The sequence below is a fragment of the Morganella sp. HMSC11D09 genome, assembly GCF_001807955.1.
In the GTDB taxonomy this organism is placed as follows: domain Bacteria; phylum Pseudomonadota; class Gammaproteobacteria; order Enterobacterales; family Enterobacteriaceae; genus Morganella; species Morganella morganii.
On the sequence record NZ_KV791697.1, the window covers coordinates 90,379 to 115,437 of the forward strand.

23 protein-coding genes and 4 tRNA genes are annotated in these 25,059 nt (G+C 51.7%); 14 read left to right on the plus strand and 13 right to left on the minus strand.

The window, feature by feature from the left end:
• Positions 1–55 precede the first annotated feature (55 nt).
• A complete protein-coding gene (locus tag HMPREF3119_RS13865; protein WP_070580040.1) occupies positions 56–640 on the plus strand; it encodes an NAD(P)H-dependent oxidoreductase in 585 nt (194 codons plus the stop codon).
• Positions 641–644: 4 nt separating this feature from the next.
• Here HMPREF3119_RS13865 and HMPREF3119_RS13870 read toward each other — a convergent pair whose 3' ends face one another.
• Positions 645–1,292 carry a LysE family translocator gene (locus HMPREF3119_RS13870; protein ID WP_070580042.1) on the minus strand — a complete coding sequence of 216 codons (648 nt, stop codon included), beginning with the start codon at positions 1,290–1,292 and terminating at the stop codon, positions 645–647.
• Between the two features lie 651 nt (positions 1,293–1,943).
• On the opposite strand from HMPREF3119_RS13870, the gene HMPREF3119_RS13875 reads away from it, so the two are divergent.
• The 3 genes from HMPREF3119_RS13875 to HMPREF3119_RS13885 all read left to right on the plus strand — a co-directional run bounded on the left by HMPREF3119_RS13875 (position 1,944) and on the right by HMPREF3119_RS13885 (position 3,866).
• Positions 1,944–2,645: a FecR family protein gene (locus HMPREF3119_RS13875; protein WP_004241462.1), complete on the plus strand. Its 702-nt coding sequence runs from the start codon at positions 1,944–1,946 to the stop codon at positions 2,643–2,645.
• 116 nt (positions 2,646–2,761) lie between these two features.
• Entirely contained in the window at positions 2,762–3,103 is a 342-nt protein-coding gene (locus tag HMPREF3119_RS13880) for a tRNA-binding protein (RefSeq protein WP_032098577.1), read from the plus strand.
• A 43-nt stretch (positions 3,104–3,146) separates the two neighbouring features.
• Entirely contained in the window at positions 3,147–3,866 is a 720-nt protein-coding gene (locus HMPREF3119_RS13885; protein WP_070580044.1) for a helix-turn-helix domain-containing protein, read from the plus strand.
• A 39-nt stretch (positions 3,867–3,905) separates the two neighbouring features.
• On the opposite strand, the gene HMPREF3119_RS13890 is transcribed toward HMPREF3119_RS13885, so the two are convergent.
• From HMPREF3119_RS13890 to ttrS, 5 genes are all read right to left on the minus strand, one after another.
• A complete protein-coding gene (locus tag HMPREF3119_RS13890; protein ID WP_004236888.1) occupies positions 3,906–5,429 on the minus strand; it encodes a peptide MFS transporter in 1,524 nt (507 codons plus the stop codon).
• Between the two features lie 394 nt (positions 5,430–5,823).
• Positions 5,824–7,056: a multidrug efflux MFS transporter MdtG gene (gene mdtG, locus HMPREF3119_RS13895; protein ID WP_070580045.1), complete on the minus strand. Its 1,233-nt coding sequence runs from the start codon at positions 7,054–7,056 to the stop codon at positions 5,824–5,826.
• A gap of 24 nt (positions 7,057–7,080) precedes the next feature.
• The gene (locus HMPREF3119_RS13900; protein ID WP_004236886.1) at positions 7,081–8,022 is read right to left on the minus strand and encodes a Kdo(2)-lipid IV(A) acyltransferase; all 942 of its coding nucleotides are present in this window, start codon (positions 8,020–8,022) and stop codon (positions 7,081–7,083) included.
• A 91-nt stretch (positions 8,023–8,113) separates the two neighbouring features.
• Complete coding sequence (ttrR, locus tag HMPREF3119_RS13905) at positions 8,114–8,725, minus strand: tetrathionate respiration response regulator TtrR (protein WP_070580047.1); 612 nt, start codon at positions 8,723–8,725, stop codon at positions 8,114–8,116.
• Positions 8,716–10,470, minus strand: coding sequence for a tetrathionate respiration histidine kinase TtrS (gene ttrS / locus HMPREF3119_RS13910; RefSeq protein ID WP_070580049.1), 1,755 nt, complete (start codon positions 10,468–10,470; stop codon positions 8,716–8,718). The genes ttrR and ttrS overlap by 10 nt, the downstream gene beginning before the upstream one ends.
• Positions 10,471–10,691: 221 nt before the next feature.
• Here ttrS and ttrB point away from each other — a divergent pair, with 221 nt between their 5' ends.
• Genes ttrB through ttrA form a run of 3 tightly spaced genes read left to right on the plus strand, consistent with a single transcriptional unit; the run spans position 10,692 to position 15,566 of the window.
• Positions 10,692–11,429: a tetrathionate reductase subunit TtrB gene (gene ttrB / locus HMPREF3119_RS13915; RefSeq protein WP_004236883.1), complete on the plus strand. Its 738-nt coding sequence runs from the start codon at positions 10,692–10,694 to the stop codon at positions 11,427–11,429.
• Positions 11,429–12,493, plus strand: coding sequence for a tetrathionate reductase subunit TtrC (gene ttrC / locus HMPREF3119_RS13920; protein ID WP_070580051.1), 1,065 nt, complete (start codon positions 11,429–11,431; stop codon positions 12,491–12,493). The genes ttrB and ttrC overlap by 1 nt, the downstream gene beginning before the upstream one ends.
• Entirely contained in the window at positions 12,486–15,566 is a 3,081-nt protein-coding gene (gene ttrA, locus HMPREF3119_RS13925; RefSeq protein ID WP_070580052.1) for a tetrathionate reductase subunit TtrA, read from the plus strand. The genes ttrC and ttrA overlap by 8 nt, the downstream gene beginning before the upstream one ends.
• Before the next feature lie 144 nt (positions 15,567–15,710).
• Here the strand turns inward: ttrA and bssS are convergent, their stop codons facing one another.
• Together bssS and pyrC are read right to left on the minus strand one after the other, a co-directional pair.
• Positions 15,711–15,968, minus strand: coding sequence for a biofilm formation regulator BssS (gene bssS / locus HMPREF3119_RS13930; RefSeq protein WP_024473889.1), 258 nt, complete (start codon positions 15,966–15,968; stop codon positions 15,711–15,713).
• A gap of 234 nt (positions 15,969–16,202) precedes the next feature.
• The gene (gene pyrC, locus HMPREF3119_RS13935; protein WP_036414412.1) at positions 16,203–17,255 is read right to left on the minus strand and encodes a dihydroorotase; all 1,053 of its coding nucleotides are present in this window, start codon (positions 17,253–17,255) and stop codon (positions 16,203–16,205) included.
• 224 nt (positions 17,256–17,479) lie between these two features.
• On the opposite strand from pyrC, the gene HMPREF3119_RS13940 reads away from it, so the two are divergent.
• Complete coding sequence (locus HMPREF3119_RS13940) at positions 17,480–17,782, plus strand: helix-turn-helix domain-containing protein (protein ID WP_004236876.1); 303 nt, start codon at positions 17,480–17,482, stop codon at positions 17,780–17,782.
• A 49-nt stretch (positions 17,783–17,831) separates the two neighbouring features.
• On the opposite strand, the gene HMPREF3119_RS13945 is transcribed toward HMPREF3119_RS13940, so the two are convergent.
• From HMPREF3119_RS13945 to HMPREF3119_RS13965, 5 genes are all read right to left on the minus strand, one after another.
• Positions 17,832–17,907: transfer RNA gene (locus HMPREF3119_RS13945), tRNA-Asn, on the minus strand.
• Positions 17,908–18,133: 226 nt separating this feature from the next.
• A tRNA-Asn gene (locus tag HMPREF3119_RS13950) sits at positions 18,134–18,209 on the minus strand.
• A gap of 243 nt (positions 18,210–18,452) precedes the next feature.
• Positions 18,453–18,528: transfer RNA gene (locus HMPREF3119_RS13955), tRNA-Asn, on the minus strand.
• A gap of 157 nt (positions 18,529–18,685) precedes the next feature.
• A tRNA-Asn gene (locus HMPREF3119_RS13960) sits at positions 18,686–18,761 on the minus strand.
• A gap of 129 nt (positions 18,762–18,890) precedes the next feature.
• Complete coding sequence (locus tag HMPREF3119_RS13965; protein WP_004240013.1) at positions 18,891–19,400, minus strand: YlaC family protein; 510 nt, start codon at positions 19,398–19,400, stop codon at positions 18,891–18,893.
• A 460-nt stretch (positions 19,401–19,860) separates the two neighbouring features.
• Here HMPREF3119_RS13965 and cspE point away from each other — a divergent pair, with 460 nt between their 5' ends.
• The 6 genes from cspE to motA all read left to right on the plus strand — a co-directional run bounded on the left by cspE (position 19,861) and on the right by motA (position 25,058).
• Positions 19,861–20,073, plus strand: coding sequence for a transcription antiterminator/RNA stability regulator CspE (cspE, locus tag HMPREF3119_RS13970; protein WP_004240014.1), 213 nt, complete (start codon positions 19,861–19,863; stop codon positions 20,071–20,073).
• Positions 20,074–20,176: 103 nt separating this feature from the next.
• Positions 20,177–20,371, plus strand: a complete 195-nt coding sequence (dsrB, locus tag HMPREF3119_RS13975; protein ID WP_015422621.1) for a protein DsrB — start codon at positions 20,177–20,179, stop codon at positions 20,369–20,371.
• Positions 20,372–20,721: 350 nt separating this feature from the next.
• The gene (locus HMPREF3119_RS13980; protein WP_004240015.1) at positions 20,722–21,417 is read left to right on the plus strand and encodes an MgtC family protein; all 696 of its coding nucleotides are present in this window, start codon (positions 20,722–20,724) and stop codon (positions 21,415–21,417) included.
• Positions 21,418–23,130: 1,713 nt separating this feature from the next.
• Complete coding sequence (flhD, locus tag HMPREF3119_RS13985) at positions 23,131–23,484, plus strand: flagellar transcriptional regulator FlhD (protein WP_004240016.1); 354 nt, start codon at positions 23,131–23,133, stop codon at positions 23,482–23,484.
• 5 nt (positions 23,485–23,489) lie between these two features.
• Positions 23,490–24,071 (plus strand): flagellar transcriptional regulator FlhC, encoded by a 582-nt coding sequence (gene flhC, locus HMPREF3119_RS13990; RefSeq protein WP_004236866.1) that lies wholly within the window; start codon positions 23,490–23,492, stop codon positions 24,069–24,071.
• A gap of 99 nt (positions 24,072–24,170) precedes the next feature.
• Complete coding sequence (gene motA, locus HMPREF3119_RS13995) at positions 24,171–25,058, plus strand: flagellar motor stator protein MotA (RefSeq protein ID WP_004240017.1); 888 nt, start codon at positions 24,171–24,173, stop codon at positions 25,056–25,058.
• The last annotated feature ends 1 nt before the right edge of the window (position 25,059 follow it).

Here is a 25,059-nt window from a genome sequence, read left to right on the forward strand (position 1 = left end):
GACAGGCCGGTTAGGATAACGGGATTGACGACATCATTCCTGAGTGAGTAACACAATGAAAAACATCTTTATTATTAACGGTTCAAAAGAATTCGGCGGCTCTGATGGCAAACTGAACGACCATATGACCGATATCGCCCGCCGCCATCTGACAGAAAAAGGCATGAATGTCCGCGTTACCCGTATTGATGACGGTTATGACGATGAACTGGAAGTACTGAATTACCTGTGGGCGGATGTGATTATTTACCAGATGCCGGCCTGGTGGATGGAAGGGCCGTGGATTGTGAAAAAATACATTGATGAGGTATTTACACAGTCTGATGACCGTTTTCATATTAATGATGGGCGCAGCCGCCGTGACAGCAGTAAAAAATACGGCTCCGGCGGTGTGCTGACCGGTAAAAAATACATGTTATCCGTGACCTGGAACGCACCGCAGGAAGCCTTTGAGGATGAAAAGCAGTTCTTTGAGGGGCGGGGTATCGACAGTGTGTATTTCCCGCTCCACAAAACCAATCAGTTTACCGGGATGACATCACTGCCGACATTTTCCTGTTTTGACGTGGTTAAAAACCCGCATATTGATGCGGATATTTGCCGCTATCTGGCTCACCTGGATGTGAATATCGCAGGCTGAACCCTCAGCGGGCCACTGATGCCAGGCGCAGACCGAGAGCGATAAAGGTGGTACCGACGAGGCGGTCAATCCAGTAATGCGCTTTCGTGCTGCCGGAGATCCGTGCAGCCAGTGTCCCGGCAATCAGTGCCAGCGTGGTATCAGTGCAGAACCCGAGCAGGGCATAGGTTGCGCCGAGCAGCAGGAAAGATTCCGCATAATAACTGCCGCCTGCCGCAATAAACTGCGGGAAAAAGGCAATAAAAAACAGCAGCACTTTCGGATTGGTCAGTGTGGTGATAAACCCCCGGATAAGAATCGATTTTGCGGCTGCCTTCTGAATCACCACTTCTTCATTATCATCAGCGGTCTGCCCGCGCTTTCTGAGTGTGCCGAGGATCATTTTGGCGCCGAGGAACGCAAGGTACAGCGCACCGAGATACTTAATCACGGTAAACAGTGTCGGCGATGCGGCAATAATCGCCCCCAGCCCGACAGCCCCGGCAACAGCATGCACACTGCTGCCGAGCATCACCCCCAGCGCGGACAAAATACCGGCTTTGCGGCCGTTGGCCAGGCTTTGTCCCAGTACATAGGCAATATCCGGCCCCGGCGTTACTGCAAAGATAAAAACGGACAGTAAAAACAGCGGGTAATGGATAATATCCAGCATGTGACAGCCCTCCGGAGTCAGAGAAAACGTTATATTATGGCGGATATAATGCCATTAAGTATGATCCGCTGGCAAATGACATTTTTGCCGGTTATTTATACGCGTATATTGATTTGCTGAATTATATAAACTTGTTCAATATTTATAATGAATTACTCACTTTATAATTTATCAGTGTTAAAAAACGGGCGGAAAAAGAGTACGCATCAAAAGAGTGTTTCCGGATGGCAGATAGTGTAACAAAACGTAAAAGCACGGCTTTACATCCGGTAAAGTGTATTATACTCAGCTGCACCAATGGTACTGTATCATCAATTAATTAGCTGAATTAAAAGATGATATTTTACTTTTGGCCTTGTTTTTATTGTGGATATCGCCGGATATCTGCGAACTTATTTTTCATTGTAAATGATAATTATCTGATACTTATCACTGTATGCGCGGTTTATGCGGATAAACAATAATAACAACCTGATACCGTTGATTAGTGACAATAACGGCAGTGATTAATCGGAATTTCTTATCAACGGGTGACCGGAAGCCGTCGGTTACCCGACGATATATGTGACGCCGGAAAAACAGATTCCGGCGCTTACAATCCGCAGGAGATTGCAGTTGAAACGCCTATTTTTCAGACAACGGCGACGCCGTTTGCTCATCATATTACTTGTTTTCCTGACGATTCTGGCAGGTTACGGGGTATACAACGCCATTCTGATGAAGGCAAAAGGCGTTGAAGAACATTACACTCACCGCGGAGAGATTAAACAGTATTCTCTCCGTGACGGCAGCCAGCTGAAGCTGGATACCGAATCCCGTGCTGTGGTGGCCTATGATAACGGCAGCCGGGCGGTAGAACTGCTGTCCGGACGGGCGCGTTTTGCCGTCAGCGAAAACCGTGAGGAACAGCGTCCGTTCCGGGTCACCGCCAATGGTGTGCGGGTGGAGTCCGGTAACGGCAACTTTGTGGTGGATATTGCGGATAATAAAGTCTCCGTCTGCCCGCTGGATGAAACCGTAACCACGTTTTTTAACGGTAAAACCGAAACGGTCGGGCCGGGACAGCGTCTGGAAATTCTGCCGGAAGGCCGGGCAAAAGTATTTCAGCGCCAGTACACCGATATCGACTGGTTATCCGGCTCACTGGTGCTGAATAATATCCCGCTGTCAGAAGCGATTGAGATGATCAACAGCTACCGCGCGGTGCCGGTGGTTCTGCTGAATAATGATAAGAAAGACATTATTGTGGATCGTGTGCTGCATCTCAGCCGTCTGGATGAAGAGGTTGAGGAGATGATGCGCTCTCTCGGGCTGACCCGTGAATCGCTGCCGGGCTCAGAGGCTTACCGCTGAGTTGCCTGTCCGGCGATAAAATCTGACTGTCCGGCAACAGCGGCGGTGTCTGATCACCGGTATAATGATGCGGAATATTACCCTGATTAACCGTTGTACAGCAGCCGGAGAGACCGATGACATCAGCAGAAATTGAATGGGCCGATTTTGAAAAAGTGGAATTGCGTGTCGGTGTGGTACTGACCGCAGAGCTTAACCCGAAAGCCCGCAAACCCGCTTATATCTTTACTGTGGATTTTGGGGAGTACGGTGTGAAAACCTCCAGCGCACAGGTTACCGCATTATATAAACCGGAAGAATTAACCGGGCGTCAGGTATTATGTGTGTGTAATTTTGCCCCGAAACGGGTGGCCGGTGTGAAATCGGAAGTGCTGATCACCGGTGCCGCTAATGCGGACGGGGATATCGTTCTCGCGGAGTTTTCCCTGCCGGTACCTGCCGGTCACCGCCTGATGTAACACCCCGCCGCCTGTCGTTTTCCGTACTCTCAGGGGGTATTCCATGAAACGACCTGTTATCTCATTACGTACCTACCGGCAGGAAACCCTGGAGCACAGTCATGATGACATGTGGCAACTGGTGTTGGGCGGCAGCGGCGCAATGGAACTGACTGTCGGCAGCGACAGCGGTTCGGTGGAGCAGGGACGGATGGCGGCGATCCCGCCGGGGTATCACCACCGTTTCTGCGGCACCGGCCATAACCGCCAGGTGGTACTTGAACTGCCTGCGGACAGCCTCTTCTTCACTTCCCCTGATTCTCTGTGGTCTGTGCTGCCGGATGCCACCCGTGCTTATGTAGACTGGCTTATCAGTTATCCGCAGATGATTAAACAGCATCCGGAAAGTGCGCGTATTCTGCTGGCAGAGCAGCTTGCGGCGCAACTGCAGCCGGACGGGCAGGACAGGCGCTGGCTGCATACTCTGACACAACAGCTGACCGCGCGTCCTGATTACCCGTGGACGGTCAGTGAAATGGCGTCATGCTGTGCACTATCGGCCAGTACTCTTCAGCGCCGTCTGCTGACGGCCACCGGTAAAACCCCGGCGGTTTTTCTGACTGAAATACGTCTGCGCCGGGCACATCATCTTATCTGCCATACTCCGCTGACACTGCCGGAAATTGCCCTGCGCTGTGGTTACAGTACTCAATCTTCCCTGACCAGTGCTTTCCGCCGCTTTTACGGCGATACACCGGCCAGCCTGCGCATAAAAAAAGGGTGAGCCGGAGCTCACCCTTTTTGCTTTTGTACATTATTTCAATCAGGCAGATTTGTTGTCTGCGCTTTGCAGCATTTTGCGTACCGGCACAATCAGCACACACAGCACTGCGGCACAGATAAGCAGGGCAACAGAAACGTGTGAGAAGAAGCCCGGCAGGTTCATCAGCTGATCCGGACGGACATTACCGCCCATGATACCGGCTGCAAGGTTACCCAGCGCACTGGCACAGAACCACAGACCCATCACCTGGCCGCGCATTTTCATCGGTGCCAGCAGTGTCATGGTCGCCAGACCAATCGGGCTTAAGCACAGCTCACCCAGGGTCAGCAGCAGGATACTGAAGGTCAGCCACATCGGGGAGACACCGGCGCTGGTTTCAATCACGCGCTCGGACGCCATCATCATCACTGCAAAACCACCCGCAGCGAACAGGACACCGAACATAAACTTGGTGATACTGCTCAGGTTCATATTACGGCGCGCCAGGGCAGGCCATAACCAGCTGAACACCGGGGCCAGTATAATGATAAACAGGGCGTTGATGGACTGGAACCAGACGGTCGGGATTTCAAAACCGAACAGGTTACGATCAGTGTAATCTTTCGCAAACAGGTTGAATGACGTCGGTTTCTGTTCAAACGCAGACCAGAACAGGGCGGCGGTGACTAACAGAATAAAACAGACAAATAACCGGATGCGTTCACTGCTTTCCAGACCGGCAAACACAAACAGGTAGATGAAGTAGAGAATAACCATCCCGGAGATGAGGTAAACCATGTTGGTGGCAACCAGCATCGGGTTGAACGGGATAACGCCGGAGGCGATCAGGACAGTGACAGCGGCGATAACCACAGCCGCCAGGCCAACCCACTTACCGACATTTTTGCGCGCGACAGTCGGGCGATCCCAGCTGGAGTCCAGACCCACTTCACCGTCATACTGACGCATCAGCGGTACCGCGTAGAAGCGGAACACCAGCAGGGCCACTAACATCCCCAGACCACCGATACCGAAGCCCCAGTGCCAGCCGAAGTTAGGGACTAACCAGCCGGTCGCCAGCGGCGCGATAAAGGAGCCCATGTTAATCCCCATGTAGAACAGGGAAAAACCGCCGTCACGGCGTGTATCGTCCTGTTTGTACAGCGTACCGACCATGACCGTCACACAGGTTTTAAATAACCCGGTACCGATAACGATAAACAGCAGACCGACAAAGAACAGCTTTGGTGACCAGATTGCCGACAGGGCAATCGAGAGGTGACCGAGTGCAATAATGATTGAGCCGTACCAGACCGCCATGCGCTGCCCGAGCCAGTTATCCGCCAGCCAGCCGCCCGGCAGGGAGGTCAGGTAAATCGCACCGGCAAAAATACCGACGATAGCGGAAGCCTGTTCACGCGGAATATCCATCCCGCCTTCATAGACGGTGGCTGCCATAAACAGGATCAGTAACGGACGGATACCGTAGAAGGAGAAGCGTTCCCACATCTCGGTAAAGAACAGCGAGCTGAGCGGGTAAGGGTGCCCGAAGAAAGTACGTTTTTTGTTTGTTGTTGATTGCATCTGTAATTTCCCAAAGGTTTATTCCGGAGAATAAGCCTGAAAATGGTAAGGATAAACAGTTCCTGTTAACAAAATGATACTTTTGTGTATCAATAAACATCCTGTCTTATTAAAGTATTATTAACACACTTATCGTGAATCGTATTCACTTAAAGCACGTTTTCTATTTTATAAACCATTTTTTAGATGAAATGTCGACAAAAATCTCATTTCACAAGACTTATTTATACAAAATGTGATGAGGTCTATTGACAGAAGATGTGGATTATGAGGCTTACGTATATTTGCAAAATTATTTTAAATCAACCAGTTAAAGTTGACTCATAACGGAAAGATGAAATTTCAGTAACAAATTGCTGACAGCCAAAAGTAACCGGATGAAAACCGGCGATATCTACCCGATATCGGCCGGTTTAATTTTCGGGGCGCTCTGCGATTTTATGCACCACCACGAATAAAACAGATTAAACAGTACAACCGCAGCGGTGAAATAAAAGACAGATGCGAAGCCGAAATGCGCAGCCACCCAGGCGCCCATTAACGGTCCTGTAACATTACCGGCGTCGCGCAGTGCCTGGTTATAGCTGAAAATCCGTCCGGCAATTTCATGGGTGATATGATAAATAATCAGGGTCTGGACGGCGGGCAGCAGAGCGGCATTGACGGCGCCGAGCAGAAAACGCAGGACACCCAGCTGCCAGTAATGGGTGACCCAGGCCATCGTCAGAATAACAAACACAGACACTGCCAGCATGGCGATCAGTACCTTATCCGGCCCTATCCGGTCACTCAGTTTTCCGAGGCGCGGGGCGCTGATCAGCGCGGCCAGCCCCGGCACAGAAGCAATTAACCCGCTGATAAACGCCAGGTTTTCAGTATGTCCGCCCAGCTCGCGGATATACAGGGTGATAACCGGGCTGACCGAGCCCGCCGCAATCTGAATACACATGGTGGTGAAAAACAGGCAGATCACCAGGCGCGGATTTTTTATCGCCGCAAAAACCTGCTTTGTGTTGAGCGCATCTTTGCGTGACACCGGCGTGAAGTTTTCGCGGACAAAAAACAGTGTCACAAAAAAGCAGATAAACAAAACGCTGGCAGTGATATAGAAGACGGGACGCAGTCCGGTGTGATCCGCCAGAAAACCGCCGATAAGCGGACCGATAAGTGCACCACTGACAGCGCCGGTGGAGAGTGTGCCCAGCGCCCAGCCGGTGCGTTTGACCGGTACCTGAGTGGCAATCAGGGCATTGGCATTCGGCACAAAGCCGCCCAGCAGCCCCAGCAGGGCGCGCAGGAACAGCAATTGCCAGACATTCTGTGCAAAGCCCATCAGCAGCATGACAATCGCCATACCGAGCGCGGAGCGCAGCAGCATCAGCTTACGGCCTTTGCGGTCAGAGAGTTTGCCCCAGAAAGGGGCAGCGATGGCGGAAAACAGGAAGGTAATACTGAATGCCGCCCCCGTCCACAGATTGAGTTCCTCATGGTCTGTCACCCCGAGCTCTTCCACATAGAGCGGCAGAAAGGGCATGATCAGGCTGAAGGCGGCGCCGGTCAGAAAACAGCCGAACCACACAACATAAAGATTTCGTTTCCAGTTACGGTTGGGGGCTTTGTTCTGCATCAGGGTAGTAATTTAATTCCTTTTTTAATGGACTTTGTCCCGGTCATGATAGAGGGACGGTTCACCTTCCGGCCGTGTTTTGAAGCGCCGATGCAGCCACATATATTGTTCCGGGGCGCGTAAAATTTCTTTTTCCACAACATGGTTCATAAAGGTTGCGGCAGCCACATCATCATCTTCCGGAAAACCGTCCGCAGGGGGCTGGATCAGCAGTTCATAGCCTTTTCCGTCCGGCAGACGGCGCGGTGTGAACGGGATCAGTGCTGCACGACCGGCTTTGACCAGAATAGACGTACCGGTGGTGGTGGCGGCTTTCTCCACGGCAAACAGCGGTGCGAACACACTTTTGCGCGGGCCGTAATCGTGATCCGGTGCATACCACAAAATCTGTCCGTCACGCAGGGCGCGGATCATCCCTTTGACATCCTTGCGGTCGAGCATGGATTTGTTGGATCGCAAACGACCGGTGGTCTGCATCCAGTCCATCACCGGGTTATCGTTCGGACGGTAAACCCCGATGCCTGGATTGAGCATACCGAAAATCCGTGCGCCCAGTTCCAGGGTCAGGAAATGGATGCCTATCACGATAATACCTTGTCCGGATGCCTGTACTTTCTGAATATGTTCGCGGCCTTCCACCTTAAACCAGCGTTTTACCCGCCAGTCCGGCCAGAACCAGGCCATGCCGGTTTCAAACAGCCCCATGCCGACGGATTCAAAATTTGCCACCACCATCGCTTTGCGCTTTTCTTCCGGCATATCCGGAAAGCACAACTGCAGATTGCGGTCAGCAATCTCCGCGCGGCGTTTGAGAAAACGCATGGACAGACGACCCAGACGGGTGCCCAGCCGGTAAATCACCGGATACGGCAGCAACACCAGCACATACAGTACACCCAGGCCAAGCCAGGTCAGCCAGTAGCGGGGATGCAGAAACGAGCGTTGAAATTCAGGAGCTGTAATCATAGTCAGACATCGTTATTGTTTAAAGCATCAGTAGATGCGGGTTCATGTAAATGATATAACACTAAATTATACGTGGTATCGGTTGCAGATGTTAGTGCTCTGCGGTGCTGTTTTCAGCGTCCGTAATGCTGTTGAGCTGCGTGACCAGCTCCGCGAGGCTGCCCGCCGCCATTTTTTCCATCACTTTGGCGCGGTGCACTTCGACGGTTCTTACCGCAACATGGGCAATATCAGCGATTTCCCGGTTCATCAGTCCTTGTGCGACAAAACCGGCGATCTGACGCTCTTTCGGCGTCAGAGTCTGAAAACGGTCACGGATTCGGGCACAGGCCACGGCTTTGCCGGTTACCGCGGCGGCGCGGGTCAGTGCTGCCTGCAACGGTTGTGTGGCCACCGGTTTCTGCAGAAAATCCACCGCACCGAGTTTCATCTGTTCAACCGCCATCGGCAGGTCGCCGTGGCCGGTCAGGAATATCACCGCCAGCGTGCTGTGCCGCTCCTGAAGGATCTGATGCACACGGCAGCCGTCAAAATGCGGCATGCGCATATCCAGTAACACAATACCGTAAGTGTGCAGCGGTGCCTGTGCAACAAATGTCCGGCTGTCATTCCAGACACACACCTCATAGCCGAGGCTCTCCAGCAAAAACTGACACGCCTGTGTCACAGCAACATCATCATCAACCAGGTGGATCACGGGCATGGGGATTCCTTTGTCGGTTCACTGAAGATAAGGGTAACACATAAGCCGGGCTGTTCGTCCGGGCCGGAACAATTTTCCATATGAATATCACCACCCTGGCCGCGCATCAGGCGCTGGCAGATCACCAGCCCGAGCCCGAGTCCTTCGGCCCGGGTGGAGCGGAACGGGGCAAAAGGTTGCGTCAGCTGTGTTTCATCCATCCCGCCGCCGTTATCCTGCACCACCAGAATCTGTCCGCCGGGGGTGTGGTGATGCATCACACGGATGCAGTCCGCCCCGGCCTGCAAACTGTTACTGAACAGGTTGGAAAGCACCTGATCCAGCAGTGCCGGCGGTAAGTGTAATACGGCATCATGAGCAACGGTGTTATATAAAACTGCAGAAGGATATCGTTCTGTAACCCGCAGCAGTTTCCAGACCAGTTCCGGTACCGCCGCCACATTCTGCGGCACAGGTGCACCTTCCGGGGAGGACGGGCTGTTTCCCGCCCACAGCCGCAGGTTGCGGATAATACTGGCACCGCGTTCGGCCTGGCTGTCAATCTGCGACATGACCGGCAGCAGCGGATGTGCGGGATCTTCCCGCTCCAGCCGGATTTGCGAGCCCTGGGCGTAATGGCGGATAGCGGACAGCGGCTGATTCAGCTCATGCGCAAAACCGGAGGCCATCTCCCCAAGCACACTCAGTTGCTGGGCTTTTTCCAGATCCTGCTGCTGGCGCTGTAACTGTGAATGGGCGGCTTCCAGCTGGCGGGTGCGGCGGCGCACCCGGAAAGCAATCCACACATGATTGATACCGAGAAGCAGAAAAACCAGGGCAACCGAGCCTAACAGCCAGCTGTTTTTCCGGCTCCAGCTGATAATCTCCTGCCAGAACTGCCGCTGCTGCGGGTGCTGATTGACTTCCCTCAGCAGATTTTCCACCTGGCGGGTGGATGACGGCGCACCCCAGCGCATGGTTTTTTCGCCGTGGCTGTTAAGCAGCACCCGGGTGACTTCATCCGCCAGTTCGTCCGGTACACCGCTGCCCGCCGCAAATGACCAGTTCGGGTATAGCTCGCTGCTGGTCCAGCAGGGAATGGTGCTGTCCCGTCCGAGAAGCGGCCGGAAATCATCCTGGTGAATGAGTCCCTCTTTATCCATGGATTCAATCAGGCAGGCCGGAACAATCGCACCGGAAATTGCCTTATCCCGCAGCAGATAAAGCAGGGCATCGGCCGGAAAACCGGAGAACTGAAGATGGTAATCACGCGGCGGGTCGATACCCGCATCACGCAAGGCTTTATAGCCTAATAAATAGCCGCCGAAGGCATCGGGCGCGACCGCCCCGACTTTTTTACCGGTCAGATCCGCCGGAGTCTGATAAGGGCTCTCTTTGCGCACCAGTAATACACTGCCGATCACATTACGGGTGGCGTTATCCGGCTCATAAGCCGAACGCAGGGAAACCAGCCAGCGCAGGGGAAAGTTGCTGTCCAGCTGGATAAATTGTGCCGGATTGGTGAGGACAAACTGTATCTCATTATTGTGCAGCGCTTCCCGCATCTGATCCAGCGTCAGCGGCAGCAGGGTGAAGTGTTCACCGGGCAGGGCGCGGTTGAGCTGCTCTGTCAGCGGCTCCCAGTAATGACGTGTCGGTGCATCCCCCCGCAGTGCCAGCACACCGATGGTCCACTGTGCGGCAAATGAAAAAGAGGTGAAAAATAACAGTGCGGTCAGCAAACCTGTGCGTGCGGCTATCTGCATGTGTCCCCGGGTCAGTGCGTCCTGTGTCCGTTTTCTGAGAAAAATCTGTTGTTTTAGATCAATGTATTCCCCGTTATGTGGTTAACCACAATAGGGGGAGTCTCCGGCAATTTTTACAATCCCCATAATGACATATCCCTTTACTCAACAACATGTTTATTCCTTTTTGGTTGAGTTTGAATACGACGAGCAATGAAGTTCCAAATACACCGGAGAGCAGTATGGATCTTGGCAAACGAAAATTTCTGCAAAACCTGGGCGTCCTGACAGCAGGTACGGCCCTGGTTCCGATGGCGGAGGCAGGTCTGCATTTTTCGCCGACCCGCCGTGAAGGCGACCCGTCAAAGCGCTACGGTATGCTGATTGATTTACGCCGCTGTGTCGGCTGTCAGTCCTGTACCGTCAGCTGTTCAGTTGAAAACCAGAGCCCGCAGGGGCAGTTCCGCACCAGTGTCAGCCAGTATCAGATTCAGATCCGCAATGAAGAGGCGACCACCAACGTGCTTCTGCCGCGTCTGTGCAACCATTGTGATAATCCGCCGTGTGTGCCGGTATGTCCGGTGCAGGCCACTTTCCAGCGCGAAGACGGCATTGTGGTGGTGGATAACACCCGCTGTGTCGGCTGCGCCTATTGTGTGCAGGCCTGTCCGTACGATGCCCGCTTTATTAACCACAGCACACAGACCGCAGATAAGTGCACCTTCTGCGCCCACCGTCTGGAAGCGGGGCTGTTACCGGCCTGTGTGGAATCCTGTGTCGGCGGCGCACGTATTATCGGTGACCTGAAAGATCCGTCCGGCACCATCAGCAAAATGCTCAGGGAGCATGAAGCCGCGATTAAAGTGCTGAAACCGGAAAACGGCACACTGCCGCAGGTGTTCTATCTGGGACTGGATGAGGCTTTCGTCCATCCGCTGGAAAACCGCGGACAGCCCGCATTATGGCAGGAGATCCACTGATGACTGAACAAACGATGTTAATTCAGGAAGTGCTGGCCCGGCCGCAGGAAATCACCTGGCTGCCGTGGGCGGTGCAATACTTCTTTATGATAGGGATCGCCGCCTGTGCAGCCCTGTACGCCTGCTGGCAGCGCTGGCGGGGAGACAAACGGGATGCCCGCCTCGAGATGCTCGCGGTCTTTATCAGCATCACCCTCGGGATCGCCGCGCCGATGGCACTGACAGCGGATCTGCATCAGACCGCCCGTGTCTGGCATTTCTATGCTTATCCGACGCCGTGGTCGTGGATGCCGTGGGGCGCTCTGTTCCTGCCGGCGTTTACCGGCTGTATCGGTCTCTATTTCCTGGCGCTGGTGGCGGACAAAATCTGGTATAAGCAATTTAAACTGACCCGCTGGGTGGCACTCGGCAGTGCCGCATTCGCCATCGGCCTGCTGCTGTATACCGGCCGTGAGGTTTCAGTGGTGCGTGCGCATCCGATCTGGTTCAGTTACTGGATCCCGGTGCTGCTCTTTTTCAGTGCATTACAGGCACTGCCTGCCCTGATGATGCTGGGTGCCCGCCGTGAGCCGCAGTATCAGGCACAACTGGCGCGTTTACAGGTGGTTTCCTTACTGCTGCTGGCGGTATGCATGGGCTTCTGGATCGCCGGTGACACCATTTCCGGTGCCGCTATCCGCGCACAGCTCCGTTTCGGCACAACCGGGTGGACACTGGCGATGGGTGAAATCGTTCTGTGGATTGCGCTGATGGTGCTGGCGGTCCGTCTGCTGACCCGCCGTGGCTCAGTCGCGTATATCACCGTTCATGCGCTGCTGACACTGTTCCTGACCTGGTCGCTGCGCTGGCTGCTGCTGATGCAGGTACAGACGCTGCCGAAATACAATGTCATGCACAATCCGTACAGCCTGCCGATGGGCACGGATGGTATTCAGGCCATTATCGGCACGATCGGTTTATGGATAGCTCTGGTGATTATATTCCGTGAAGGTATCCGCTGGGTTAATAACAAAGTACAGAATCAACAGAAAGTCGCGCAGGACGGGGGTGTACAACATGGCTAAGTCAACAAGACGTCAGTGGTTAAAAGCAGGTTTGGCGATCGGCGGACTGGCAGCGTTCGGTTACAGTTACCGCGATGTGGCGAAACGCGCCGTCGACGGGCTGATGAACGGTACTTCCGGTAAAGTGACTCTGCACCGCATTAACGGTAACTCGCTGATCCCGGAAGGGAATGCCCTGAAAGGCTGGCAGGCGGAAAACGCACAGGCGGTATCGATGACCCAGTGCTTCGGCTGCTGGACGCAGTGCGGGATCCGTGCCCGTGTTGACCGCGAAACCAATCAGGTGATCCGCATTGCCGGTAACCCGTATCATCCGCTCTCTCACGACCACCACATCGCCTATAACACGCCGCTGGCGGAAGCCCTGAAAAACATGGGCGGCGAAAGCGGCCTGGAAGGACGTTCCACCGCCTGTGCCCGTGGTGCGACACTGATGGAAGGGCTGCACAGCCCGCTGCGTATCCTGGAGCCGATGAAGCGCGCCGGTAAACGCGGCGAAGGTAAATGGCAGCGCATCAGCTTTGAACAGCTGATAAAAGAAGTGACGGAAGGCGGTGATCTGTTCGGCGAAGGTCATGTGGACGGGCTGCGTGCTATCCGTGACCTCGATACGCTGATTGACCCGGCACAGCCTGCACTCGGCCCGGTGGCAAACCAGTTACTGGTGACCAACGCCGGGGATGACGGGCGCGATACCTTTATCCGCCGTTTTGCCCAGAATGCCTTCGGCAGCAAAAACTTCGGCGCACACGGCGCTTATTGCGGACTGGCCTATCGCGCCGGCTCCGGTGCGCTGATGAACGACCTGGACAAAAACGCCCACGTCAAACCGGACTGGGATTATGTGAAGTTTGCCCTGTTCCTCGGCACCTCTCCGGCGCAGTCCGGTAACCCGTTCAAACGCCAGGGGCGTCAGCTGGCCAATGCGCGGATCCGCGACAGCTTTAACTATGCGGTGGTTTCACCGGCACTGCCGCTGACCACTACGCTTGCCAATGACCACGGACACTGGATCCCAATCACACCGGGCACCGATTCCGCGCTGGTCATGGGTATGATCCGCTGGATGATTGAGAATAACCGCTATAACGCGGAGTATCTCGCCGTTCCGGGGGAAGCCTCCATGAAGCGTGCCGGTGAGAGCAGCTGGACAAACGCGGCTCATCTTGTCATCACCGATGATGCGCATCCGCTGGCCGGTCAGCATCTGACAGCCGAAGCCCTGAGCGGACAAACATCCGAAGAGCCGGTGTATATGGTACTGACAGAGCAGGGTGAGCTGGTTCCGGCGGACAATTGTGACCGTGCGGTACTTGAAGTCAGCCAGCCGGTCACGCTGGCAGACGGCACCATGGTGAATCTGAAGAGCAGTTTCCTGCTGCTGAAAGAATCCGCACAACGTTTTACCCCGGCAGAATACAGCGCCCGCTGTGGTGTGCCGGAAGAAACGATTGCCGCACTGGCGAAAACACTGACCTCATACGGCCGTCAGGCGGCGGTCATTTCGCACGGCGGGATGATGTCCGGTAACGGATTCTATAACGCCTGGGCGGTGATCATGCTGAATGCGCTGATCGGTAACATGAACCTGAAAGGCGGCGTGTCTGTCGGCGGCGGCAAGTTTAACGGCGCTAATGACGGGCCGTGCTACAAAATGGACAGCTTCCCGGGCAAAGTGAAGCCGAAAGGCATGAACCTGGCGCGCAGTAAGTCGGTCTATGAAAAATCCGATGAATACAAAAACAAGGTTTCCGCCGGTCAGAACCCGTATCCGGCCAAAGCACCGTGGTATCCGCTGGCAGCCGGTCAGTTGACCGAACAGCTCGGCTCTGCACTGGAAGGGTATCCGCACAAGCTGAAAGCCTGGATCACCAATATGACCAACCCGCTGTACGGCATTGCGGGGATCCGTCAGGTGATGGAAGAGAAACTGAAAGACCCGGCGCATCTGCCGCTGATTATCGGTATCGATGCCTTTATGAATGAAACCACCGCGCTGGCGGATTACATTGTGCCGGATACCCACAACTTTGAAAGCTGGGGATTCAGTGCGCCGTGGTCCGGTGTGCAGACCAAAGCCACCACTGCCCGCTGGCCGGTTGTTGAGCCCCGTGTGGCAAAAACAGCGGATGGCCAGCCGGTAGCGATGGAATCCTTCTGTATTGCGGTGGCGAAAGCCCTGAACCTGCCGGGATTTGGTGACAATGCTATCGCGGACAATGACGGTAACACTTATCCGCTGAATACGGCGGAGGATTACTATCTGCGTGTGGCGGCCAATACCGCCTTTATGGGCGAGAAACCGGGGCCGGAAGCCAAAGAGGCGGATATCCGCCTGTCCGGGGTGGATCGCATCATGCCTGCCATGCAGCAGGTGCTGAAAGCAGAGGAAATCAGCCGTGTTGCTTATCTCTTCAGCCGCGGCGGCCGTTTTGCGCCGTATGAAAAAGGCTGGGACGGGGAGAAAACCGGGCCGCAGTGGAAACAGCCGCTGCAGATCTGGAACGCGGAAGTGGCGCAGAACCGCCATGCCATCACCGGCGAGCGTTTCAGCGGGTGTCCGGCCTATTATCCGCCGCGCCTGTCTGACGGCAGTGATATTGACCGTGTCTATCCGGCGGAAAGCTGGCCGCTGAAACTGATGTCCTTTAAATCCCATGTGATGAGCAGTTCAACCACCATGATTGAGCGTCTGCACCATGTGAAACCGTCAAACCTGGTGGCGATCAACCCGGCGGACGGCGAGAAGTTCGGCGTGCAGCACGGGGATCTGGTGCGTATCACCACGCCGGGCGGCAGTGTCGAAGCGCAGATCAGCCTGCTGACCGGTGTGATGCCGGGTGTGGTGGCGATTGAACACGGTTACGGACATCACGAAATGGGTGCGCGTCAGCACTATCTTGACGGCGAAGCGCTGGCGATGGATAAACGCATCGCGTCCGGTATTAATATCAACGACCTCGGCTTCGCTGATCCGACCCGTCAGGTGGCTAACACCTGGCTGGACTGGGTAACCGGAGCGTCTGTACGGCAGGGATTGCCGGCGAAAGTGGAACGGATTTCCGCAGCCTGATAACACTGTCTGCCTCAACCCATCATCCAACAATTATAATAAGTCGTAATGCAATACCTCTGACCACCTCCGGGTGGTCTTTTTTTTTACCGCAGAAAACACAAAGGACACCAAATGGTGTCCCTCTTGTGCAGTCTTTGCGTGTCAGTGTCTGATATTGTCTGACTGATTATAATATTCGCCGGACTCAATTTTATCGATACCGGCCTGAAGTATGTCAATCAACTGGCGGGCGACATCGGTCGTCAGCCACATAGTTTTATCCACTTCTGCATGTTCGGGAGACTGGGACTGATCCTGCAGATAATGCAGGCGCAGCATCATGGCGTCGTAACTGTCGACGGTACTGATATCCCATCCGATAACCGGATGAGTCTGGATCACGGCTTTTTTATCGTTCATGGAACCTCCTAATCATACGGCAAGATGGTTAAGTATCTCTGACTAAGAGCTAACGTCCCGTTAACAACGGGTGATATCAGTATAAGGTCTTTTTGCAAAGTAAAAAGGGGGGATCAGACTTTTATTATGCAAAAAACGGCAAAAACGCCTTCTCTGAACATAATAGTAGTGCAATAAGATGGTTTTTACCTTATTGCACTAAAAGCCTGAGTGTTTATACCTGGTTTATTTTGCTTAACGACAGATTTTAACATCCCAGCGGGTATCAGTTCCGGCCAGGAAAGGCACTAAAACATCCTCTGCACCGTTAATGGTTTCCGGGGTGATGACTTCCTGACGGGTTAATTCGATAAAGCCGTCATTGACCGGCAGACCATAAAACGCCGGGCCGTTCAGTGAACAGAATGCCTCAAAGTGCTCCAGCGCGTTCAGCTCCTCAAATACCGTGGCATAAGCGGCCAGTGCGGTCGGGGCATTGAACACCCCGGCACAGCCGCAGGAGGACTCTTTGCGGTGACGGGCATGCGGAGCGCTGTCCGTGCCGAGGAAGAACCGTTTGCAGCCGCCGGCCACTGCCTGACGCAGTGCTTCCTGATGTACATTACGTTTCAGAATCGGCAGGCAGAACAGATGCGGACGTACACCGCCGACCAGCATATGGTTGCGGTTAAACATCAGATGCTGCGGTGTCAGTGTGGCGGCGACATTATCATCCCCGTCCAGCACATACTGAGCAGCTTCTTTGGTGGTGATATGCTCGAACACCACTTTCAGTGCCGGGAAATCACGGCGCAGCGGGATCATCACATCATCAATAAAACGGGCTTCACGGTCGAAAATATCAATATCGGCGTGTGTCACTTCACCGTGTACCAGCAGCGGCATACCATTGCGGGACATCATCTCCAGCACCGGATAAATATTGCGGATATCTGACACGCCGTGTGCGGAGTTGGTGGTCGCATTCGCCGGATACAGTTTACAGGCGGTAAACACACCTTCGCGGAAACCGCGTTCAATCTCAGCCGGGTCTGCGTTATCGGTCAGATAGCAGGTCATCAGCGGGGTGAAACTGTGCCCCTGCGGTACGGCGGCCAGAATGCGTTCGCGGTACGCAATGGCGGCATCGGTGGTGGTGACCGGCGGAACCAGGTTCGGCATCACAATGGCGCGCCCGAAAAATTCACTGGTGAAAGGCACAACAGTACCGAGCATCGCACCATCACGGAAATGGATATGCCAGTCGTCAGGGCGGCGGATTTTCAGGGAAGTAACAGGATGAGTCATTGAACCGGCTCCGAAATAAGTAAAGGATAACCTGATGGCGGGTGCCATAAGCCGGAAAAGAATGATAGAACGATTCGCCGGTAAATACCATGTTAATTTGCGCTCTGTGGTGCTTATTGCTTTGCACCTATATAGCATCTGATCTATATTGGAGGGACATAACGTGCGGAAGATAGTCACAACAGATAATTTTGCAGCGTGGTTTGCAAAAACAGGAGTTAACAATGGGAAAGTCACTCAGACAACTGCTGGCTGAGGAAAAGCCGGAAGTCGCGGCTGCTGCACGGGTTCAGGCGGATGAGATCCTGCTGAATATCCATCTGGCGGAGCTGCGGGAGAAAGTGAAGAAAACACAGGTGGAAATGGCGCAGGCACTGGGAATAAAACAGCCGACAGTCGCAGGGATGGAAAAACCGGGGCGTGATGTCAAATTATCCACGCTGAGACGCTATGTGGATGCCATCGGCGGAAAACTGAATATTGATGTTGAACTGCCGGACGGCACGCATTATATGTTCCGGGTCTGATACGGGATACTGCGGATAAAACAGAGAAATAAACAGGAGAGGTAAACGTTGGCTCCTCCAGCTGGACTCGAACCAGCGACATACGGATTAACAGTCCGCCGTTCTACCGACTGAACTATGGAGGAACATCTTCAACGCGGGGTGCATAGTAGTGCGGCGGGGCCGGTTTGTCAAAATGAAAAATGACTTTTTGAATCGTTTGCTTTGTTTGTGATCACTTTGCAGGAAATAACAGCAAAAAGCATAATTTCTGCCTGTAAATCAGTCAGTCATGAAAAATAAAAACAGGCAGACAGAAATTACCGGATGGCATAAACGAAAAAGCCCGCTCAGTGAGCGGGCTCTTAAATATGGCTCCTCCAGCTGGACTTGAACCAGCGACATACGGATTAACAGTCCGCCGTTCTACCGACTGAACTATGGAGGAAGTGTGTTCTCTGTGAGAACGGGGTGCATAGTAATGTGGTCAGAACGGATTGTCAAAGCGAAAATCAGAGATTGTGATCTGTTTGCCGTACTTATGAGCATTCCGGCGGAATAACCATCAAAATCACGGGCTTAATAGGTATAAATCCGGATTTTCACCCTCAGGGAATTCATCAGAAACCGTGCGGAAAAAGAAGAACAGCAGAAATGAAAAAAGCCTGCTCAGTGAGCAGGCTTTTAAATTTGGCTCCTCCAGCTGGACTTGAACCAGCGACATACGGATTAACAGTCCGCCGTTCTACCGACTGAACTATGGAGGAATCGCGTTCTCGTGAGAACGGGGTGAATCATAGCTATCCTGCGGCAGCTTGTAAAGGGCAAAATGCAAAAAAATGACTGAGTGGCTAAGGCTTGAGCAATTGCGGATAAGCAGGGACAAAAACGAAAAAGCCCGCTCAGTGAGCGGGCTCTTAAATATGGCTCCTCCAGCTGGACTTGAACCAGCGACATACGGATTAACAGTCCGCCGTTCTACCGACTGAACTATGGAGGAAGCGTGTTCCCTTGGGAACGAGGCGCATATTAACGGGGTGCCCCGGTTGTGTCAACGGGAAAAAGGCAATTTTATTCTGTTTGCTCAGCAAGTAACCCGGGTGAGTGAAAAACAGGCATAAACAGTGGCTTAAGCTGCACCTTTCATCCAGTGAGAGCGTGGTTTTTCCGGATGCGCTTCCGGGTACGCCATCAGATGCAGATCATAAAATGACACGGTACCTTTTGTTTCTGTCATATGGCGGATCTCCTGTTTCAGTGAATCACTGACCTGCGGGTGGTCAAGTAACGCCGCCAGGGTTTCCGGGGGCACAACTTCACTGACAAACCATTCGCCGTTGTAGCACACCCGCAGATCCAGCACGCCGATATCCGTAAAGCGGTAAACCGGTCTGACCTCAAACAGCAGAACCGCAGCCATTACCAGGAACAGAGCACTGAAACCGAGCAGCCAGTAAAAGCCGAAGTAGGGTGCATAATAAATAAGAACACCCAGAACAAGATAGGACACCACCATCGCCAGACATAAATAAGGATAGGTGCGGATAAAATGACTGCTGAAACGGGGTTTTCCGTCCCGTTTCTCACGCTGGTTGATATTATCAAGAGCGCCGGTAATAAGTGTTCTGACGACATCCATATGAATGACCTCCGCAGGTCTGCTGACTATTCTGATACATTATATTAACATGTCCGGTACACAACCGCGCAGAACAGTTACGGGCTTTGTGAGGGATAACTGTTATGATGCGGGGATTATTAAGAATAGTCTTATTTGGCTTAAGTCTGGCCTGATTGTCAGTTCAATACGCTGAAATCGCAGACAATTAACCAAACAAAAGTTAATAAATATGAGCTCTTTCACTTTTTTTAAAATTCACGGCAATAAATCAGTTGCTATTCATCCCTACTCATGAGTTAATGCTTGCGGCCCTAAAAAGAGCAGCTTTATGTATGACAACTGAGTTTGAGCGTTTAAGTTGAGTGTTATCCAGGATAGCCTTTGACCGTTTCATATGCTGTGTGCCTCCATTTAGTTTTTGCTTCCGGCCAGTACCTGCCAAAATGGCAATGCATTTATTTATATATAGGAAAGTCACATGTCTGACAAAATGAAAGGTCAAGTTAAGTGGTTCAACGAATCTAAAGGCTTTGGTTTCATCACTCCAGCTGATGGCAGCAAAGATGTTTTCGTTCACTTCTCTGCCATTCAGGGCGCAGGTTTCAAAACCCTGGGCGAAGGCCAACAAGTAGAATTCACCATCGAGAATGGTGCTAAAGGCCCGGCTGCAGCTAACGTAACTCCGCTGTAAGATATAGCCAAACCGAATTCCAAGCCTGCCGCGTAAGTGGCGGGCTTTTTTTATACTTAATTTTTATGCTAATCACACTATCGTGACGACCGGGAGCCGGATGATGCAGATTGACGACACAGTTTATGTCAAAACCGATGCGGATGAGCCGCGTGAAGGCCGGATATTGCTGATCGAACCGTTCAGTGAAGGTGTGATGTATCTGGTGGCGTTACCGGAATATCCGGAGGGGATTTGGTTTTTCAATGAAAAAGAGGGCGGGGATGGTGTATTCATCACGCCGAAAAATAATTTCTGACTTTACATATTTTCGCGGACATCCTATACTCCGCGCATCTTTTCTGAACAGAGGACCCGGATTTGGACAGTCACAGTTATAACTCAATTAACTGATCCGGCACACCTTTCTCTTCTGAAACCTGTCTGCCGGAATGATAATGGCGGGCAGCACCTTTCCTGCGGTACTGCACTTTTTTATTGATACAGATGATCCGCCGGTTCCCGGTCGTATCACTGCTACAGGTATGCAGTATGTTTATTGTTTCTCACGCACTTTTTCCTCCTGGTTACTGAGCAGAATTTTCAGTCATTTTTACTTTTTCTGCTGTTAACACCTGACGCCATTGCGTCTTTCGGGTGGAGGTTACTTTGTTTGCAATTCCTTATTTACTCAATTTACTGGCTGCGCTGGCACTCGGCGCCCTGATTGGTGCGGAGCGCCAGTGGCGTCAGCGGATGGCCGGTCTGCGTACCAATGCGCTGGTGGCTGTAGGTGCCGCTGTATTTATCTTAAGTTCGGTGACCACATCACCGGACAGCCCGGGACGTATAGCCGCACAGGTGGTTTCCGGCATCGGTTTTCTCGGGGCCGGCGTTATTATGCGTGAAGGCATGAATATCCGCGGGCTGAATACCGCCGCGACATTATGGTGCTCAGCCGGTATAGGTGTGCTGTGCGGACTGGGGGAATTTGGCCCGGCAGTGACGGCAGCACTGGTTATCTTATGTGCCAATATTTTGCTGCGGGAAGCTGCGCAGCGCATCAATGCCCGGCCGGTCATTCACGCCACGGACCTGGTGCAGGACTATAAAATCCGTGCCGTTTGTCATGAAAAAGATGAAATTCTGGTCAGAACCGTGATCCTTCAGGCGCTGAATGGTTCACATGTCCGGCTGCACTCACTCAGTAGTGCGGATACTTCCGGCGGAAAACTGGAGGTTTGTGCGGAAGTGCGTGCCACACCGGCAGAGCAGAAGGAGATAGAAGGCATTGTTTGCCGGGTCAGTCTGGAGAGAAGTGTCAGTGCGGTCAACTGGATGATTGCCTCTGAACTGCCGGTCTGATGCCTTTCTGTACGCGGGTCAGCAACTATCGATCTTTTTTTAATAAAGCCTTAAGGTTTGTGCCGGTGGTTATTCCACCGGCTTTATTCTGTGTATCAACAGAATATTTATATTTAGTGATAATTTTTGATGGAAGAGGCAGAGGATTTTTAGCTTATTTTAAGAATAAAGAACTAAATCTTCAGCTATCCGCTTGATGGAAAGTGCCGGATTAGTGTCACACTACGGCAGATTTTTTGTGGCAGTAAAGTGAGGTTACGGGGTGGAGAGCGTGACGTCTGTCATAAATATCGGCCCGGATTTCAGAAACTTTTCAGAAAATCAGCAATAAACCGTGATGGTAATCACAATTTGATAACATTTTATCGCTAATCAGGTGGTGGTGTAAAAAGCGCAGGATCGCAAATTTTGATCTGCTTACTGATTTTCAGTGCTGCGGGATAAAGAGCACTGTTCTGCGGGACTGAATAGCGTGAAATAATTACCCTGAATCGTCACATGACTGCGATACACTTTTAATTTGTAAAAACAAAAGTATATAGTAACTATATGTTACTATATTGTAGGTTATTACTTCAGACACGATCCTATCTTTTAATGCTACATTTAATTAACGACTTTGCTAATAGGAAAATGCCGGGATTGTGATGGTATGATGCCATTTCTGTGACAGAAGCATGTCAGTGTGTTTTTCAGAACAGTAACCGGTTTATCAAAGAGGCGGCGAGTTTATAAAAGTATCATCCGAAGGTATATACATAACCTTATCAGCTCCGGAAAGACAAATAAGTGAGCATATAAAAAGAGAGAGCCATTATTTTTAAAAAGAAATAAAGACAGCCTGAATTGAAAACCACAACAATGAATTAAATTCATTTAATCTTCAGTTACCTTCCTTCCAAATAACCCCTTGGCTATATCATAAAGTTATCTTATGATTTATCATCATGAATGGCTATTTTTTGTTAAAAATAACTAAACATTGATCAGCGGGGATGTTATGTAATGCTCACAATTTCACATTGTTATTGCAGGGTCATAAACCGGGTGAAAATGAACAAAATCGAACTTTATATAACCATTTAGGTGAAAAATAAGAGTTTTGTACCGCTATTTTTGCTAAGTATACCTTCGATAGATAGGGTAAAGCAGAGTTTCCCAATAAAGCTCATTGATCTGGATCAATATAGGCAGTCACATTATATGATTGGTGCAATGGACTTGAGTCACACACATTTTGAGTCGTATTCGCCTGAAGATTATTGACATTTGACTTATGGGAGTGATAAGTACGGTGAGTATTTGGGATATGGTGAGACAAAATATAATTAATAGTAAAATTGTACTAATGCATGGTGGGATGTTTATCTTTCTCTGCCAAAAACAAACATCAGTGGCTTGAATAGTTAATTTTGTGGTGCATAATAAATAACGTCTATAAATGATATAAGATGATTCAGACATTAAATAAGCTGGTGCTGATTTTAATCGTTACCTTTATTGTTTACAGGTATTCCTGATATGTATTTAATTTAAGTTTACTTTTGTGTGTTTCGCACGCATGCCGGATATTTATATGGATTGGCAGTAAACAATGGAATGAGCTTCTCCGGTATTTATTACATTACGTAAAACAGGATCTCCGGTATCACACAGCGCCGGAGATAGTTTCTGCTGTACTTTGTTGCTGCTGATATTCGGAAAGGAAAAAAAATGAGCCAGACGACTGATTTTCTGAAGCATATTTATGATATTAACCTCTCATACCTGCTGTTAGCCCAAAAACTTATTGCTCAGGAAAAAGCTTCTGCCATGTTCCGCTTAGGCATTAACGATGCAATGGCAACTACGTTAGCAAACCTTACGCTCTCTCAATTGGTCAAATTAGCGGAAACCAACCAGCTAATCTGTCAGTTCAGATTTGAAAGCAGCGAAACCATTGAAAAACTTACACGCGATTCCCGCGTGGATGAATTACAACAGGTTCATACCGGAATTTTACTGTCAACCCGTCTGCTGCAAACGCACGGCGCGGCTGGCACTGACTCACACGCAAGAAAAAGATAAGTATCATGGCCGAAAAAAGTATCATCAAAGAGGCTCAGGATATCCGTCTCGCGATGGAATTAATCTCTCTGGGTGCTCGTCTTCAGATGTTGGAAAGCGAAACGCAAATCAGCCGCGGACGCCTGATCCGCCTCTACAAAGAGCTGCGCGGATGTCCGCCCCCGAAAGGTATGCTGCCGTTTTCCACCGACTGGTTTATGACGTGGGAACAAAATATTCACGCCTCCATGTTTTATAACGCCTATGAGTTTCTGATGAACAGCGGACAGTGCACCGGTGTTGATGTGATAGTAAAGGCTTACCGGCTGTACCTGGAGCAGTGTCCTCCGGCGCCCGGTGAAGAGCCGCTGCTGGCACTGACCCGCGCCTGGACCCTGGTGCGTTTTGTGGAGAGCGGGATGCTTCAGCGCTCGGTCTGCAGTTGCTGCAGCGGGTCATTTGTTACCTACGCGCACATCCCTGAAAACAGTTTTACCTGCAGTTTGTGCCAGCCGCCGTCACGGGCAATAAAAAAACGTAAACTTTCCGCGCTTCCCGCCGATATTACGCTATATCGAGAGGATGGCATTGCCAAAGCGGTAATGTGACTGGATTGATTTGGTAAACAGGCAAATCCGTTTTGCCTGTCCTTCCTGAAAATTCCCTTTGACTGCCATCCGATACCTAACTGAGTTAAAGGGAATAGTGTGTTAATACTCATCGGATACATCATTGTTACGGGCACGGTCATCGGCGGCTATCTGATGGTTGGCGGCCATATGGGCGCACTTTATCAACCCGCTGAATTTGTTATTATTTTAGGTGCCGGTTTTGGTGCATTTGTCGTCGGTAACAGCGGAAAATCCATTGTTGCCCTGGGTAAAGTACTGCCGCGTCTGTTCCGGCGCTCCTCCTACAACAAAGCGATGTCAATGGATCTGATGGCGCTGTTGTTCCAGTTGCTCAATAAATCCCGCCAGCAGGGGCTGCTTGCCCTGGAAAAAGATATCGAAAATCCGCAGGAAAGCGATATTTTTTCCCAGTACCCGCGCATTCTCAAAGATCCGGCTGCACTGATGTTTCTGGTGGATTATCTGCGTCTGATGATCACCAGTAACCTGCAAAGCCACGAAATTGAAGCCCTGATGGATGAGGAACTGGAAACCTTCCGTCAGGAGAGCGAAGTGCCGGCTTCCGGCCTGAATATGGTCGGGGATTCCATGCCGGCATTCGGTATTGTTGCCGCCGTTCTCGGGGTGGTTAATGCGCTGGGTTCTGCTGACCGTCCGGCCGGTGAGCTGGGGGCGCTGATTGCGCATGCGATGGTCGGGACATTCCTCGGTATTCTCGTCGCGTATGGCTTTATTTTACCGCTGGCGTCACTGATTCGTCTGCGCAGTGGTGAACAGCTGAAAATGCTGGAATGTATCAAAGTCACTTTCCTTTCATCCTTACAGGGTTATCCGCCGCAAATCGCGGTTGAATTCGGCCGTAAAGTCCTGTTCAGCGCCGACCGTCCTTCCTTTACCGAGCTGGAAGACAAAGTCCGTGAAGTAAAAGTCAGCCACCGTACCGAAGCACAGGACGGGGAGTAAA